The 16,494-nt window shown below is 42.4% G+C and carries 12 protein-coding genes; 6 read left to right on the forward strand and 6 right to left on the reverse strand.

What is annotated here, in order from left to right:
• Positions 1-9: 9 nt before the first annotated feature.
• Positions 10-3,264, reverse strand: a complete 3,255-nt coding sequence (locus tag ACGHVY_RS19720; RefSeq protein WP_308744655.1) for a TonB-dependent receptor — start codon at positions 3,262-3,264, stop codon at positions 10-12.
• A gap of 363 nt (positions 3,265-3,627) precedes the next feature.
• Between ACGHVY_RS19720 and ACGHVY_RS19725 the strand changes: the two genes are divergently transcribed.
• The 5 genes from ACGHVY_RS19725 (at position 3,628) to nagB (ending at position 8,718) form a co-directional block, all read left to right on the forward strand.
• Positions 3,628-4,428 carry a LiaF transmembrane domain-containing protein gene (locus ACGHVY_RS19725; RefSeq protein ID WP_390600900.1) on the forward strand — a complete coding sequence of 267 codons (801 nt, stop codon included), beginning with the start codon at positions 3,628-3,630 and terminating at the stop codon, positions 4,426-4,428.
• 3 nt (positions 4,429-4,431) lie between these two features.
• Positions 4,432-5,244 (forward strand): LytTR family DNA-binding domain-containing protein, encoded by an 813-nt coding sequence (locus tag ACGHVY_RS19730; protein WP_390600902.1) that lies wholly within the window; start codon positions 4,432-4,434, stop codon positions 5,242-5,244.
• A 377-nt stretch (positions 5,245-5,621) separates the two neighbouring features.
• A complete protein-coding gene (locus ACGHVY_RS19735) occupies positions 5,622-6,599 on the forward strand; it encodes a TIGR01212 family radical SAM protein (RefSeq protein ID WP_308746630.1) in 978 nt (325 codons plus the stop codon).
• A gap of 58 nt (positions 6,600-6,657) precedes the next feature.
• Positions 6,658-7,854, forward strand: a complete 1,197-nt coding sequence (locus ACGHVY_RS19740) for an FprA family A-type flavoprotein (protein ID WP_308746629.1) — start codon at positions 6,658-6,660, stop codon at positions 7,852-7,854.
• Positions 7,855-7,905: 51 nt separating this feature from the next.
• Positions 7,906-8,718 carry a glucosamine-6-phosphate deaminase gene (gene nagB / locus ACGHVY_RS19745; RefSeq protein WP_175631196.1) on the forward strand — a complete coding sequence of 271 codons (813 nt, stop codon included), beginning with the start codon at positions 7,906-7,908 and terminating at the stop codon, positions 8,716-8,718.
• Positions 8,719-8,811: 93 nt separating this feature from the next.
• Here nagB and ACGHVY_RS19750 read toward each other — a convergent pair whose 3' ends face one another.
• The 5 genes from ACGHVY_RS19750 to ACGHVY_RS19770 all read right to left on the reverse strand — a co-directional run bounded on the left by ACGHVY_RS19750 (position 8,812) and on the right by ACGHVY_RS19770 (position 15,155).
• Complete coding sequence (locus ACGHVY_RS19750; RefSeq protein ID WP_390600906.1) at positions 8,812-9,426, reverse strand: L-threonylcarbamoyladenylate synthase; 615 nt, start codon at positions 9,424-9,426, stop codon at positions 8,812-8,814.
• A gap of 24 nt (positions 9,427-9,450) precedes the next feature.
• On the reverse strand, positions 9,451-11,976 hold the full coding sequence (locus ACGHVY_RS19755; RefSeq protein WP_390600908.1) for an AsmA-like C-terminal region-containing protein: 2,526 nt from the start codon (positions 11,974-11,976) through the stop codon (positions 9,451-9,453).
• Between the two features lie 170 nt (positions 11,977-12,146).
• Entirely contained in the window at positions 12,147-12,332 is a 186-nt protein-coding gene (locus ACGHVY_RS19760) for a hypothetical protein (protein ID WP_390600910.1), read from the reverse strand.
• Between the two features lie 13 nt (positions 12,333-12,345).
• Complete coding sequence (locus ACGHVY_RS19765; RefSeq protein WP_390600913.1) at positions 12,346-14,343, reverse strand: tetratricopeptide repeat protein; 1,998 nt, start codon at positions 14,341-14,343, stop codon at positions 12,346-12,348.
• 23 nt (positions 14,344-14,366) lie between these two features.
• On the reverse strand, positions 14,367-15,155 hold the full coding sequence (locus ACGHVY_RS19770; protein ID WP_390600916.1) for a Cof-type HAD-IIB family hydrolase: 789 nt from the start codon (positions 15,153-15,155) through the stop codon (positions 14,367-14,369).
• Between the two features lie 68 nt (positions 15,156-15,223).
• Here ACGHVY_RS19770 and ACGHVY_RS19775 point away from each other — a divergent pair, with 68 nt between their 5' ends.
• Positions 15,224-16,396 carry a MalY/PatB family protein gene (locus ACGHVY_RS19775; RefSeq protein WP_390600918.1) on the forward strand — a complete coding sequence of 391 codons (1,173 nt, stop codon included), beginning with the start codon at positions 15,224-15,226 and terminating at the stop codon, positions 16,394-16,396.
• Positions 16,397-16,494 lie beyond the last annotated feature (98 nt).

Raw genomic sequence — 16,494 nt, forward strand, 5'->3', positions numbered from 1 at the left:
TTGATTTAGTTAGAAAGTTACGTTAATGCCACCAACAAATGTACGGCTCTTAGGATACGCTGCATAGTCGATACCGGGGTTCATTGCATTTTTCTTGCTCATGGTGTCTACTTCCGGATCTGAACCGCTGTAGTTTGTCCAACAATACAAGTTGTATCCTGTCAGATATATTCTGACATTTTGCAGGAAAGCTTTCTTCACCCATGTTTTGGGCAATGTATAACCTATTGTTATATTGTTGATTCGTAGGAAAGAAGCATCTTCTACTGCATAATCGTATATTTGTGCCTGTGTCATTGAAGCCGGGTTGTAGATTTGTGCGTTCCGGTTCAGTTCATTCAGACGTAATCCGGCAGTCATCATGTCACCATATGCTTCTTTCACGGCGGTGCTTTCTGCTGAAAGATTTAATCCGGTTGCAGGATCAATCCAGGAATAGCGATTGCCTAAAGCAAAATCATTATTCAGATTATACCCTTTTTTGCTTCCCGTCTGGAAAGATGACAGAAGTTTGGTCCCATTCAGAATCACATTACCTACCGAATAGTTAAAGAAGAAGTTGAAATCGAAATTTCCGATATGACCGTCAAAACCGAATCCTCCCATAACAGGAGCAATAGTATTGCCCAGACGTTCTTTGATAGGTTGACCGTCTTCATCACATTTCAGCTTTAATCCCCCGGGTTTGTAAGTACCGCCTGTTACGGAAGCACTGTTGTCTTTAAGTCCGTCTCGTAGTACCCAGTTTCCACCTTTCCACACTAAATCACCATTTGGATTGGTTTTTGGGTCATACACCGTATAGAAACCGTTGGCACGATATCCCCAGATTTCACCTAATCGTCCGCCTTCTTCCACTCGGAAGACTTCATATTTGGAAATATTGCTACCTGCCCATTTATAATCTTGCCACGGGTTGTCGGTATTCAATTCATCGATACGGCTACGGTTGTAAGCGATATTAAAGTTAAAGTTCAAACCAAATTTCTTTTGATCTACCAGGACGGCATTAGCTGTGAACTCGATACCTTTGTTGGACGTTTTACCAAAGTTTTGGTATTGATATGAATAGCCAGTACTTGAGGGTACTTCCGCCTGCATCAACAGATCTTTTGTTGTATTCCAATATACATCCAGAGAACCCGAAATGCGATTGTTCCAAAAACCATAGTCAACGCCCAAGTTACGCGTAACGGTTGTTTCCCATTTTAGATTAGGATTATAAAGTGTAGTTGTATGCTGTAACATGTTAGCCATTGATTCACCGAAGAAGGGGGCTCGTGCAGAGTTGTCCGACATAGAGAAAGTAGTAGCCAATAGTCCCGAGTTGATACGATTATTACCAGCAGTACCGAAACTTAAACGGATTTTTAATGCGGAAAGCCAATCTTTAGTGCTTTCCATAAATGTCTCATCTGATAAACGCCATGCTAAAGCGGCAGAAGGGAACATTCCCCATTGGTTACCTTTGCCAAATTTGCTGGAGCCGTCAGCACGCATTGTAACCGTTAGTAAGTATTTGTCCATCATGGTATAATTGATACGTCCGAAAAAAGAGAGCATATTTTCTTTAGCACCAAGAGTCGACTGTGTCGGTAATGCAGTACCTGCACCCATATTCGCTTTCATATCGTCAAACCCCATTGATGTAGGAAAAGATACTGATACGTTTTCAATGGAATTTTTCCAACTACTGCTTACTTCATGTCCAATCAGAACATTCATGCGGTCACGACCGTTGAAAAGTTTCTTATTTTCGTAAGTTAAGGTGTTTGCGTTTCTCCAGTTTTTAGATGTCTCTCTCAATAAATAGGCTTGCGGGCGTCCGTTATATCCATATTTGGAATTTGATACGGCATCTGTACCCCAGTATTGCTCAGTGTCATCATATTTCCACCCATAACCAAATTCAGAACGGAATGTGAAATTTTTGAAAGGTTTCCAATTTAAACCGATGTTATAATTCTGGTTGAATGTCTTTCGTTGTTTCTCTGTTGCTAATAAGCGTTCTAATGGTGTTGCACTTGTTGTTGAGTTGTTCTCTTCATCTTCCAAGTCACCATTGCTTAAAGCATCTATCGGTCGAAAAGTAATGGCATTTGCAACAATTGAGTTGGCGGCATTGCTTTCGTTTGTATCTGCACCACCGCTTAATCCTTCAATAGAAGAGTAACTGAAACGTGCATTGAAATCAAGAGTCATCCATTGATTCAATTCTGCATTAATTTTAGCATTTACATTATCCTTGTTAAAACCGGAACCAAGCATAATGCTTTTTTCTTCATTGTGAGCGTAGCTTACACTATATTTAATTTGTTTGCTACCGCCACTTATATTTACATTGTATTGTTGCTGGTTACCAGTACGGCCGAATATCTCGTCTTGTAAGTCTTCTCCCGGGAAAGATTTCCAAAGATCTAGGTCTGCATAATTACCGTAATTTGCAGTAGAGCCTATCTCACGTTGATAAGCCACATAATCGTAAGGACTGAGTATTTTAGTCATTTTGGCTACTTTTTTGAAACCAAAAGATGCATTGAAATCTACTTGTGTTTTGCCTTCCTTACCACTTTTGGTAGTAACAATGATAACACCGTTGGCGCCACGGGCACCATAAATTGCAGTAGAAGATGCATCTTTCAAAACGTCGATACTTTGAATTTCAGACGGAGCTATATCACTTATACTTGAGACTGGAAATCCGTCTACTATATAGAGTGGTGAGTTGTCTTGTGACAAAGAACCACCTCCGCGTACACGGATTTTAATATCTGCATCAGGAGAACCTTCCGTTGTCGTGATATTGACACCAGCAAGTTTACCAGTAAGTGCTTCAGTTGCACTTGACACAGGTACCACAGCTAGGTCTTTAGAATTTACTGAAGCTACTGACCCCGTCAAATCTCTTTTGTTTACTGTACCATAACCGATAACGACTACTTCATCTAATGCTTGTGAGTCGTCATGCATGGTCACATTAATAGATTTTTTTCCTTGGATAGCAATTTCTTGCGTTTTCATACCAATATATGAAATCACAAGAGTTTTTTTTCCATCGACTTTGATAGAAAAGTTGCCATCTAGGTCTGTAATCGTACCATTAGTCGTATTCCCCTTTTCTACAACAGAGGCTCCGATAATAGGTTCTCCGTTGGTGTCTTTCACGTTACCTGTGACAGTAATCGTTTGCGCAGATACGCTGAGCGATATTGCCGAGAATAATATGAGCAATAAAGAGCGCATGTTTTTCACTTTGTTAGACATACTTTGAATGTTTATAATTTATGGTTATTATTTATTATTTTAAAATCTTTTAAAAGAGTTTATTCATCGCTACAAAAGTATGAGAATGTAGATATAGTTATGTGCAATATTTGTTTTTCACCTTGTATTTTTTGTTTTTTAGTGTCGTCAGGTAGACAATTTGGGATTAAAATAACCCGTGGGTGCTTCTGATGAGGGAATATTAGTGGAAATATGTTTTGAGTACGATAGATTATTATTGCTGAATTTATCGATTTTTATCCGGTATTCACCGGCTTTTTAACCCTAAATCGGCAGAAAAGACTGTAGAAGCGTTGGGAAATGGCGTATCTTTGAACCATCAATCAATTAAATATAAAGACGATGGAAGAGAAACAAACATTTTCACCTGCTAGAGGCTTTTCCGGTAAAATACTGATAGCTTCGCTTTTTATTATTTCCGGAGTATTGTTGTTTGCCCGTAATATGGGATGGATTACTAATGAGGTATTTGATATTATCGTCTCCTGGCATTCCCTCCTTATTATAATAGGTATCTATTCAATGATTCGGCGTCATTTCATCGGTGGAATCGTCCTTTTATTAATAGGTGTTTATTTTTTGATAGGCGGACTTTCATGGTTGCCTGAGAATTCACAGGCAATGGTATGGCCTTTTGCGCTGATTATAGCGGGTATTCTGTTTTTCTTCAAACCCAGCAGGGATAAGAGAGCGAAATGGGCACGTCATCATGCTATGCATCACCAGCGGAATTTGATGGGGATGAAGATGAAACAAAGCAGCTCCGATGTTAACATTGAGGGTGAACAACAACAGTCCGATTCGGTCGATGGCTTTTTGCGTTCGGAAAATGTGTGGGGTGCTGCACGCCACGTAGTGCTTGATGAACTTTTCAGAGGAGCCGAAGTACGTACCTCATTCGGCGGAACGACTATTGACTTGCGCCATACCCATATTGCATCGGGAGAAACATATATCGACTTGGATTGCAGTTGGGGCGGAATTGAAATTTATGTGCCTTCCGATTGGAAAGTTGTGTTTAAATGTAATGCGTTTTTTGGCGGGTGTGATGACAAACGTTGGCAAAATGGGAATGTTAACCAAGATAGTATATTAGTGATTCGGGGTACGATTTCTTTCGGTGGCCTGGAAGTGAAAGGTTAGCATATGAAGGCACATCCGATTATAGATTATCCTTATCGTTGGATTCCGATGCTGGCATTGGTGTTGATTTTAGTGGCATTCCAGGTTGCCTTGGTGTGTTGGTATACCGGAGTCGACTATATTCCCGCTTTGGTGGACGGAATAGCAACGGTTGGTTGGCTGGCAGCTATTGCCTATCTGGCTTGGTTTGTCATCGGACTTGTTTCGCTGTTTCAGACGGATATCATTATGATATTGGTTGGAAGTTTGCTCTGGCTGGCAGGTAGTTTTATGGTGTATGATATTATGGTGCGAATTACGGGTGTATCTTATATCCCTTTTGCCGAAACAGTACCTTTCCGATTATTATTCGGACTACCGGCTTTGATTGCGGTGACTCTATGGTATCGCTTGATTGTAGCTAAAGAAGAAGTCTTGAACCGGGAACTTGAAAAAGAACTGGTTGTACATCAGGTGGCTGAACAGCAAACTGAACCACCGATTGAGTTAATTGACCGTATCACAGTAAAGGATGGCTCTAAAATTCATCTGGTAAAGTCGGAAGAACTGATTTACATACAAGCTTGTGGAGACTATGTGATGTTGATAACTCCTTCCGGGGAATATCTGAAGGAACAGACGATGAAGTATTTCGAAACACATCTTCCGCCTGAAACTTTCGTCCGTGTTCATCGTTCGACTATTGTCAATGTGACACAGATTTCCCGTGTCGAACTTTTCGGAAAGGAAACCTATCAGTTATTACTGAAAAACGGAGTTAAACTTCGGGTGAGCCTTTCCGGTTATCGATTGTTGAAAGAAAGACTGGGATTATAAATTCTTTCTTTTGATAAAGATTAAATCTTGGGCTCATTGGTTTGAAGGAGAACTTGTATATCATACATTGTTGAATAAAAAATCCTTTTTATATTCTTAAGAATATAAAAAGGATAATTTTATTGACGAGAGTTGCATGGGGTATGGTGAGATGAAATCATAATTGGGGAATAAATTGCACAAGACTTTCACAAGTATCCTCCCGTCAATGCCTAAAATCAAGGCAAAGCTAATTAAATAGATTTTTAAATTACCATATTTATTAATTTATCTTATGGACTTTATGATTATTTTAATATATTGAAGATATTTTGGGGCATCTTTCCGTAACTCACTGATTTTTCTTATGTTTGTTGATTAAATAGTAAAATAACAGAATGAAGATGTCTACACATATCTTATATAATGATTTTCCGACCTTCTTGCGAAAGTATTTTCCCTACAAAGTACAAAAGATTTCGTTGAATGCGGGTTTCACTTGTCCCAATCGGGACGGGACGAAAGGGTGGGGTGGCTGTACCTATTGCAACAACCAGACTTTTAACCCGGATTATTGTCGGACAGAGAAATCTGTCGCTACCCAACTGGAAGAGGGGAAATGTTTTTTCGCTCATAAATATCCGGATATGAAGTATTTGGCCTATTTTCAGGCTTATACCAATACTTATGCGGAATTGGAAGGACTGAAGCGTAAATATGAAGAGGCGCTGAAAGTAGAAGATGTTGTAGGTTTGGTAATAGGGACACGTCCGGATTGTATGCCGGAGGGCTTGTTGCGCTATTTGGAAGAATTGAACAGGCATACTTTTCTTATGGTGGAATATGGTATTGAAAGTACTTGCGATAAGACGTTACAACGTATAAACAGGGGGCATACTTACGTGGATACTGTGGAAACTGTCCGGCGGACTGCGGCCTGTGGCATCCTGACAGGTGGGCATATTATCCTCGGGCTTCCGGGAGAAACACATGATACGATGGTGGAACAGGCGGAGATACTTTCAGAACTGCCGTTGAGCACTCTGAAAATTCATCAGTTGCAACTGATTCGCGGCACGCGTATGGCTCATGAGTATGCTGAGAATCCCGCTGATTTTCATTTGTTTACAGAGGTCAGCGAGTATATCGATTTAGTGATTGACTATGTAGAGCATCTTCGTCCCGATATAGTAGTGGAGCGTTTTGTCTCCCAATCTCCTAAAGATTTATTAATAGCTCCGGACTGGGGGCTGAAAAATTATGAATTTGTAGCACGTTTACAAAAAAGAATGAAAGAAAGGGATGCTTATCAAGGCAAGAAGTATAGGGATTCAGAAAAAAGGATTATTTTTGCAGACGATAAATTTACTACCTGATAAATATCTATTTGGGGAATATCGGGTGGTGAGAGAGACTTTTTAATGTAACTGAAGAATGGAACATAAAACAAGAATTAAAGGAAATGTCCACTATGTGGGAGTAAATGACCGGAATAAGCACCGATTTGAAGCGATGTGGCCATTGCCCTATGGAGTTTCATATAACTCTTATCTGATTGATGATGAAATGGTGGCATTGGTGGATACGGTGGACATCTGTTATTTTGAAGTTTACTTGCGTAAGATTAAGCAAGTGATCGGAGAACGTCCTATTAATTATTTGATTATAAATCATATGGAGCCTGACCACTCCGGTTCTATCCGACTGATAAAGCAACATTACCCTGAAATTATTATCGTGGGGAATAAGCAGACATTCGGTATGATTGAAGGTTTTTATGGCGTGACCGGGGAACAATATCTGGTGAAGGACGGAGACTTCCTTGCTTTAGGACGTCATAAACTGCGTTTTTATATGACTCCGATGGTACACTGGCCGGAAACGATGATGACATTTGACGAAACGGATGGAATTCTTTTCTCCGGTGACGGATTCGGATGTTTCGGTACGCTGGACGGTGGTTTTCTGGATACCCGTATGAATGTAGACAAGTACTGGGGAGAAATGGTTCGCTATTATTCTAATATTGTAGGTAAATACGGAAGCCCTGTGCAAAAAGCGTTGCAGAAACTGGGCGGACTTCCTATTTCTGCTATTTGCTCTACTCACGGGCCGGTATGGACAGAAAATATAGCTAAAGTGATAGGTATCTATGACCGCTTGAGCCGTTATGACGCAGATGAGGGGGTAGTTATTGCATACGGAAGTATGTATGGAAATACAGAACAAATGGCTGAGGCTATTGCGGCGGAACTTTCGGCGCAGGGAGTCAAGAATATCGTTATGCACAATGTGACGAAGAGTCATCCTTCTTATATTATAGCAGATATTTTCCGTTACAAGGGATTAATCATAGGTTCGCCTACTTATAGCAATCAGATTTTCCCGGAAGTGGAAGCATTACTTTCGAAGATTCTGTTGCGTGAGGTGAAAGGTCGCTATTTAGGCTATTTCGGTTCTTTCACATGGGCAGGTGCTGCTGTGAAGCGTCTGGCTGAGTTTGCGGAAAAGAGCAAATTTGAGTTGATAGGTGATCCGGTGGAGATGAAGCAGGCGATGAAAGACATTACTTATACTCAATGCGAAAATCTGGCGCGTGCAATGGCGGAGCGCTTGAAGAAAGACCGTTAATACAGTGAATGAGATAATATATTTATTACTAACCTATAAAACAATCGACTTATGAGATTAATTATTCAACCGGACTACCAGTCCGTATCTCAGTGGGCTGCACATTATGTTGCTGCAAAAATAAAGGCTGCCAATCCGACTCCCGAAAAACCATTTGTATTGGGCTGCCCTACCGGATCTTCTCCTCTGGGTATGTACAAAGCGTTGATTGACTTGAATAAGAAAGGTATCGTTTCTTTCCAAAATGTAGTGACATTCAACATGGATGAATATGTGGGATTGCCGAAAGAACATCCGGAAAGCTACTATTCTTTTATGTGGAATAACTTTTTCAGCCATATCGACATCAAACCGGAGAATACAAATATCCTGAATGGTAATGCTCCTGACTTGGATGCGGAATGTGCACGTTACGAAGAAAAGATTAAGTCTTACGGTGGTATCGACTTGTTTATGGGTGGTATCGGACCTGACGGACATATCGCATTCAATGAGCCGGGTTCTTCCCTGACTTCACGCACTCGTCAGAAGACATTGACAATGGATACAATCATTGCCAACTCTCGTTTCTTTGATAATGATATCAACAAAGTTCCCAAGACTTCATTGACAGTGGGAGTGGGTACTGTACTTTCTGCAAAAGAAGTGATGATTATCGTGAACGGGCATAACAAGGCGCGTGCTTTGTATCACGCTGTAGAAGGCGCTATCACTCAGATGTGGACTATCAGTGCTTTGCAGATGCATGAAAAAGGTATTATCGTTTGTGACGATGCTGCTACTGTTGAACTGAAAGTAGGTACTTATCGTTACTTTAAAGATATTGAATCTACTCATTTGGATCCGGAATCCTTGATAAAATAAGGAGAGGATAAACTCTATAAAAAATGGGCTGCATCGGTGTTTGATTGATTGCAGCCCATTTTGTTATAATAGAATTTCCAGCAGGAGAAAAGATTAGTTTTCTTCCAGCCAGCCTTTCCCTTGACGTACGATTTCCGGCTCGTCCTCTGTGCATTTTACTACGGTCGAGGGTTCTATTCCCCCGATTCCCCCGTCAATGACCAAATCTACTATATCACCGAACTTTTCGTCTATAAGTTCGGGGTCAGTCATGTATTCCAAATCCTCATGTTCGTCATGAGGCAGGGTAGTAGTCATAATGGGGGCGTCGAGCAACCGGGCAATCTCACGGATAATGTTATTGTCCGGCATACGGATACCGACTTCTTTCCGGTTACGGAAAATCTTGGGTAAGCGGTTCGTACCGTTCAGGATAAAGGTGAATGGCCCCGGAAGGTTATGCTTCATAAGCTTGAACACACTATTGTCTACCTTGGCATATTCGCTGATACTACTCAAGTCATAACAAATGATAGACAGGTTGTTTTTGCGAGGGTCTATCTCTTTGATTCGGCATATCCGTTCTATTGCACGCTCTTTCAGACCGTGGCAACCGATGGCATACATCGTATCAGTTGGATAGATGATAAGCCCGCCGTCGTTCAGGATGTCAATTACTCGTTGTAAATCCTGCGGGTTATTATTTTTATCATATAATTTCAGAAGCATAACCTCTTCTCCTTCCCTTGTTCTTTATTTAAGTTTCTTCTTTAAGAAGTCCAATGCCTTTTCAGCAGCCTTTTCCGTTACTTTCTGCTTGATGGAATCCTTATTGGCAGTAGCGGCAGAGTCCAAACCAAGTTTTTGACCAAGTTTGCTGATAGCTTCATCAGCTACCGCTTCAACAGCTTGGTTTGCCATGCTCTTGGTATCGACACTGACTTTTGGTGAGGTAAACGAACCACCGATTTTCAGGTCGAGAGTCATCAGTTTGGAGATATTCCCGGTGGATGCAGGTAGCTTGATTTTTCCAGTATAATCAATGGTTTGGTCAAGCCCTGTACTGCCTGCGAGATTCAGATTGTAATCACCCATCTTGATATCGAACGGTTTCGTTTCTACACGTCCGTCTTTGATAGTGAAATCAAGTGTCATATCTTTTACCTTCATGTCTTTCAGGCTTGGCTGTTTCACTGCATCGGCTATCTGATCGATTGCTTTCACTCCGCTTAAGCTGAGATCGCGGGTAGAAAGACTGCCGTCTCCCTGCATCGTATCCAGTACAGGGCTCATGGTTGCATCCAAATCTGTCAATACATTGATGCTGCCGGAGAAATTACCTTTCAGGTTTTCGAAGATAGGAGCCATCTTCTGCACCATATCCAGTTCTTTATAAGCCTGAGCGAAGACGATATTCGACAGTTTGAATCCGGCTTTCAGTTCCGGTTTCTTCACGTTGGCGGTCGAATAATATCCGTTCATAACCACGTTTCCGCCCATAGTACTCATGGATAAATTCTTCATGTCTACCTTACCGTCTTTTACGATAAGTTTGCCATTCATATTGTTGAAGGACATCTTGTCGAATAATACCTGTTTCAGATTGGCATCCATCTGGAAGTCAATGTTACGCGGCACTTCAACAATTCCGGTGGAAGTAGGTACGGAATCGGTAGCCGCTGCATCCGGTGTAGCAGTTTCATCTGCGGAAGCAGTCATGAAATCATTCAGGTTGAAATAGTTGGAACGGATATTCAGTGTTCCTTTCAAAGTAGTACCTTTCAGTACGTAACCAATGTAGTTTTCAAACCGGCTGTCGGCAGTAATGTCGTTCTTGCCTATATTGACAGTCGTTTCGCTCAACTGGAGATATTTCGGAGTGAAAGTGAAAAGGGACTTCTTAATCTCTACATCCGGCATATCTTTCATTTTCAGTTTCATGTCTGTCAGTCCGATAGTGCCGGCAGCCTGCATACGTTCATACTGTTCCTGTTCGATGTAGGAGAGACGTCCTGACATTTGCATATCGGCGTCGATTGTTCCGTTCAATTCCATGTCTCCAAGCGGATATACCTGCTTAATCATGCCCAAGTTGAGAATACCTTTCGCTTCAGCTTTAAAGTCCGGGTCGCTGATTGGAGTTTTCACGTTAGCAGTCAGGCTGAACGGATTTCCTGCCAGGCGGAAGCTGAACGGATTGATATCAACGGTAGTCAGGTCAATATTTCCACCCGGATTCTGAACGTTAGCGCTAATATTGATTTGGTCCACACCTGCTGGTAAAGCCGGATAGCGGAACATGGCATTTTTGACTTGCATATCAATATTGAATGAAGGAACGGTGTCTCCCTGCAGGATACCTTTGGCTGTTGCGGTAAGGGTGGCGGTTCCGTCTGTTTTCAGGCTGGAGAACTCAGTCGCATAGATAGCAGGAATCAACGAAAGAATTTCCTTGAAACCGATATCATTCGTATTAAGTTTCAAATCCATGTCGATAGCCGGGTCTTTCAAGGCTACCCAACCGTCGATGCCGGCTTGGATGGCGTTAAGACGAATCGTATTATCCTTTAATGTGTATTTGTTATTGGCGAGGTCGGCATCTACATCCATCTTTGCGGAGATATTGGCATTTGCCAGGAAAGGAATCCCGTTCATCTTGTAAGTCAAGGATTTAGTTTCCGCTTCCAGTTTCAGGGTAGTACGTTCACTTCCCAAGTCTCCTGCGCAGATAGCGTTGAAGTCGCGGATATCAGCATACATTTTCCCTTGTTGGTCATCATAGACCAGATTCATGTTTTTGATGACGAAACGTTGTAATTTCACTTTGAAAGGAGAAGATTCTTCTTCCTCAGCGGCAGGCGTTTCGGCAGTTGCGGTCGTGTCCGGTTTCATAATATCCCAGTTGACTTGCCCGTCCGGTAATACAATGGCGTGCAGCTTGGTATCTTCAATAAAGATTTTAGAAATATCATAGCCGCTATCTCCGAAAAGTGAGAATAGATTAATGGCAGCAGTAACTTCTCCGGCTTGTACAAGGGTATCGTTAGCGAATTCTCCTGTACCTTTCAGCCAGAAATCTTCGAGAGTGACAGAAGCCTGCGGGAAGTTACGGAACAGGCTAATGTTGAGTTTCTTAAAGTCAAATTGAGCGTTGAGCATCTTGTTGCCTTCTGTCTTTACGATATCGGCTATCTTACCTTGGAAGGCGAAAGGAAGAAGGAGCATCAGAATGATAATTACTCCTACGGTGATAGCTGCGATTTTCAAACCTTTTTTCATTTGCTTCTATTTTAAGAGTCTGATAATATGCAAGGAGCAAAACTAATAAAATTTTTTGATAATAAGGGATAAAAGAGTTTTTTTTAGGGATTCTTATTTTTAAATTAGCAGAATCCAAAGTACGGGATTGTATTTGGGACGGTTGAGAATAGAGAGTAGGGGATGATAACTTAAACTGTAAATATATTTACGTATAGCTCTCCAAAGTAGACAATGGCTCTCCAAGGCGTTGTAAGTGGGGGATTCGTTCCTCGGTGAGGAACGACCTTTTCCTCGGTGGGGAACGGGGCTTTCCTCGGTGAGGAACGATGTGTTGGTCGGTGAGGAAGAAAACGGTCGGTTTCCGTCTTTTTCATTTATATAGATTTATTACTTTCTCTTTTTCTTCAGTTCCTCTGCGATTCTCCATTGTAACGCAGCTTCCACTTCCTTTCCTGCTTTCAGCAAAGCGTCACCGAATAGTTCATGTGCACCGGCATGCTCCGGTTTCAGGCTTGTCGCTTTATCCAGGTCGGCAATGGCCCCTTCCGTATCTTCCGTTTTCAATCGGAGTTTTCCCCGGTTATAAACAGCTTTGAAATTTGCCGGATGAAGATTTACAGCCGTATTGAAGCAGTTCTCCGCATCAAAATACTCTTTGTTGTTGAAGAGCGTGATTCCTTTTCGTATCCAGGCATCCACGTAGTTCGGGTCGAGGCTGAGCGCCTTGTCATAATTGGCAAGGGCGGCACGTGCGTCATGTGCCTGAGTAATACATTCATTACCCATTAACAGATACTCATGAGCGTATTGGCGCAGACGTTCCTGCTGTTCCTTCATCTGCTCCTTGAGTTTTTTATTCTGCTCTTTCAGGGTGTTGATGACACCGAGTTTCCGGCGGATTAATCGGCGGGGGACAGGTTTTTCTATGTCATAGCGGGAATGGATGGCGCGGAAAAATTGTTCCAGGCACTCTTCCATATCCCCTTTATCGAAAGCGCGTGCGGCTGCGGCATATTGCACATCGGCTTGTGCCTGTTTCAAGGCCTTGTCGATGGCTTGTCGATTGTTGAAGCGTCCCGCGAAGTTCACAATTTCGGGACGGACGAAAACATCTGCTCGGTTAATCGGCTTTTTGAGTTGGATACCATCCAATGAGGTACAGCGGCTGAGTGCGACATATGCTTGTCCACCGGCAAATACTCCGCCTGTGAAGTCAATGACTACCCGGCTGAAAGTCAGTCCCTGGCTTTTATGAACAGTGATAGCCCAAGCCAATCGGATAGGATATTGGGTGAAACTGCCCAGTACTTCTTCCTCAATCTCTTTCGTCTTTTCGTTGTAGCGATAACGGATATTGCGCCATGAATCCCGTTTCACGTCACATTCTTTTCCGTTGTCAGTGATAACGTATATCGTTTCTTCTTCCTCATCAATACCGGCAATGACACCAATCGTACCATTTACCCAACGACGGTCGAAATCATTCTTGATAAAGATAATCTGTGCACCGGGCTTTAGCACAAGCTCTTGTGAGGTAGGCAGACTACTTTCGGGAAAATCTCCTTCGATTACTCCTTCAAAAGTAATCGGTTCTCCCGGAAGCTCGGCTAGTTTCTTCTCGTTGATTGAGTCTACCGTATCCCTTCGAGTAGCAAGCGTGATATACATGTCTGCTTCCGATTCTTCAATCTGACTTCCATATCGGGTATTCAACAGTTGCAAGTCTGCAGCTCCGGCGGTATTAGTACGAATGTGGTCAAGGACACCGACAAAAACAGGGTCAGTCTGCCGGTAAACTTTTTGCAGTTCGATAGACACCAAATCTATCTGACTGAACACTCGTGCAGAGAAAAAGTAGGGAGTAGGATAGAAGCGGTTCAATATTTCCCGCTCGTCATTCTTTACGACAGGTTCCAACTGGAATACATCGCCTACCAATAACAACTGTTTTCCACCGAAAGGCTCACGTAAGTTATGGGAATATACGCGCAGGATACGGTCGATGGCATCAATGATATCTGCCCGTACCATTGAAATCTCGTCGATAATTACCAGCTCTATCTGTTCCAGTAACTTCCGGTGCGGTTTGGTATATTTGAAAAACTCGTGGATGCGTCCCCGTTGCAGGCTGAGGTTCGGGTCGTCCGGCAATAGCGGATAGAAAGGAAGTTTGAAGAAACTATGCATCGTGCTTCCCCCGGCATTGATTGCGGCAATACCCGTCGGAGCAAGTACGACATGTTTCTTTTTCGTATTCTCGCAGACGTAACGCAGGAATGTAGATTTCCCTGTCCCCGCTTTTCCGGTCAGAAAAACCGACTGGCGTGTATATTGAATCAAGCTCAGGGCATCCTGAAACTCAGCGTTGTTGGTGTCTACGCTCATTCTTGTAAGTATTGTAAATCCTTTTATTCAATGATTCCGAAATGTTTCATCGCTTTGCTGATTCCATCCTCGTCAATGGGAGCCGTCACGTAATCGGCGGCGGCCTTTACATCATCTTTTGCCTGTCCCATAGCTACTCCGATAGCGGCATGGCGAAGCATACTAATGTCGTTTCCACCATCTCCGAATGACATTGTATCTTCCAACTTAATATCAAAGTAACGGATGATTTCATCAATCCCCTTTTGCTTTGTATCCCCTTTGGCGGTTACATCGGCAAAGGACGGATACCAGCGACCTATCTCACAAGTCGGGATGGACGGGCGGATTTCCTTTTCTTCTTCCTCAGTGATAAAGGGTGTCATCTGTATAATCTCCCTGCTGGTCGCTTCTTCAAAAGAAACAGTCGGGATAACATTCACATGCAGGAAATCATAGAATATCTTTTTCACCATAGCATCGGGCTGGCAAACAGATATATTATGTTCCTCTACAAAGATGCAAGGCACTCCTTTCTTTTCGCAGAAAGCTGCCATTGCTTTTACTTCCTTTTGGGGGATGGCACTTTTGTAAATAACCTGTTCACCGACAAAACAATAAGCCCCGTTCATGGTTATGTATCCATCTATGAGATTCCGGTCTTGTAGTTCGGAAAGGTTGTTGATAATAGCTTTCGGGCGTCCGGTAGCGATAAATATTTTGTGCCCTTTTGCATGGGCGGCTTCCAATGCCTCAATGGTAGAAGTCGGAATACGGTGAGTCTCAAAACTGACAAGCGTTCCGTCTATATCAAAAAATAATGCTTTCGTCATAAATTCCTTTTTGAATTGAATACAAAAGTACTACTTTTGTCTCACATAACATAACAACATCATGCAGTATGAAATATAATTTTGATGAAATAATCGACCGTAGCGGTACAGACTCCGTTAAATGGGATGGAGTGGAAGGTCGTTGGGGACGCAAGGACTTGATTCCGATGTGGGTAGCCGATATGGATTTCCGTACAGCTCCTTTTGTGATAGACGCTTTGAAAAAACGCCTGGAGCATGAAGTGCTCGGATATACATTTGCCTGTAAAGAATGGTCGGAGTCTATTATCAACTGGTTACAGACACGCCACGGATGGACGGTAAGCAAAGAGATGCTGACATTCACTCCCGGCATTGTTCGTGGATTGGCCTTTGCTATCCACTGCTTTACGCAGAAAGGGGATAAAGTCATGGTGATGCCGCCTGTTTATCATCCTTTCTTTTTGGTAACTCAGAAGAATGAACGCGAAGTCGTATTCAGCCCGTTAGTATTGAAAGACGGACAATATCATATTGATTTTGACCGTTTCCGCCAAGATATTCAGGGCTGCAAACTGCTTGTTTTAAGTAATCCTCATAATCCGGGCGGACGTGTATGGACAAAAGAGGAACTGGCTCAAATAGCCGATATTTGCCATGAAAGCGGTACATTAATCATCTCTGACGAGATTCATGCCGACTTGACTTTACCGCCTTACAAGCATCCTACGTTCGCTCTTATTTCAGAAAAGGCACGGATGAATTCACTTGTCTTTATGTCTCCGAGCAAGGCGTTTAATATGCCGGGACTGGCAAGTTCTTATGCTATCATAGAAAATGAGGAGCTTCGTCACCGTTTCCAGACATATATGGAAGCAAGCGAGTTCAGTGAAGGGCATCTGTTTGCTTACCTGAGTGTAGCGGCTGCTTATAGTCATGGTACGGAATGGCTTGATCAGGTGATTGCTTATATCAAGGAAAATGTAGACTTTACCGAAAACTATCTGAAAGAGTATATTCCTGCCATCAAGATGATTCGTCCGCAAGCTTCCTATCTTATCTTTTTAGATTGTCGCGAATTAGGACTAAATCAGGAAGAATTGAACCGTCTTTTCATAGAAGATGCTCATTTGGCATTGAACGACGGAACAACATTTGGTAAGGAAGGCGAAGGCTTCATGCGGTTGAATATTGCTTGTCCGCGTGCTACGTTAGAACGGGCTTTGAAGCAGTTGGAGCGGGCGGTAATAAGCTTAAAGTAATTCCTTTAGGATGGGATTATTATATTGGAATAATTCTCACCGAAATGAGAAATAATTCTTATCGTAGTGAGAACTTTTTCTCATGCCATTGAGAATTA

Source organism: Bacteroides sp. f07 (assembly GCF_042854785.1).
In the GTDB taxonomy this organism is placed as follows: Bacteria; Bacteroidota; Bacteroidia; order Bacteroidales; family Bacteroidaceae; genus Bacteroides.

What these genes read in the sequence shown, in the direction of transcription:
- ACGHVY_RS19720 (WP_308744655.1), bottom strand. Translation starts at nt 3,264, where the DNA reads ATGTCTAACAAAGTGAAAAACATGCGCTCTTTATTGCTCATATTATTC.
- ACGHVY_RS19725 (WP_390600900.1), top strand. Translation starts at nt 3,628, where the DNA reads ATGGAAGAGAAACAAACATTTTCACCTGCTAGAGGCTTTTCCGGTAAA.
- ACGHVY_RS19730 (WP_390600902.1), top strand. Translation starts at nt 4,432, where the DNA reads ATGAAGGCACATCCGATTATAGATTATCCTTATCGTTGGATTCCGATG.
- ACGHVY_RS19735 (WP_308746630.1), top strand. Translation starts at nt 5,622, where the DNA reads ATGAAGATGTCTACACATATCTTATATAATGATTTTCCGACCTTCTTG.
- ACGHVY_RS19740 (WP_308746629.1), top strand. Translation starts at nt 6,658, where the DNA reads ATGGAACATAAAACAAGAATTAAAGGAAATGTCCACTATGTGGGAGTA.
- nagB (WP_175631196.1), top strand. Translation starts at nt 7,906, where the DNA reads ATGAGATTAATTATTCAACCGGACTACCAGTCCGTATCTCAGTGGGCT.
- ACGHVY_RS19750 (WP_390600906.1), bottom strand. Translation starts at nt 9,426, where the DNA reads ATGCTTCTGAAATTATATGATAAAAATAATAACCCGCAGGATTTACAA.
- ACGHVY_RS19755 (WP_390600908.1), bottom strand. Translation starts at nt 11,976, where the DNA reads ATGAAAAAAGGTTTGAAAATCGCAGCTATCACCGTAGGAGTAATTATC.
- ACGHVY_RS19760 (WP_390600910.1), bottom strand. Translation starts at nt 12,332, where the DNA reads ATGAAAAAGACGGAAACCGACCGTTTTCTTCCTCACCGACCAACACAT.
- ACGHVY_RS19765 (WP_390600913.1), bottom strand. Translation starts at nt 14,343, where the DNA reads ATGAGCGTAGACACCAACAACGCTGAGTTTCAGGATGCCCTGAGCTTG.
- ACGHVY_RS19770 (WP_390600916.1), bottom strand. Translation starts at nt 15,155, where the DNA reads ATGACGAAAGCATTATTTTTTGATATAGACGGAACGCTTGTCAGTTTT.
- ACGHVY_RS19775 (WP_390600918.1), top strand. Translation starts at nt 15,224, where the DNA reads ATGAAATATAATTTTGATGAAATAATCGACCGTAGCGGTACAGACTCC.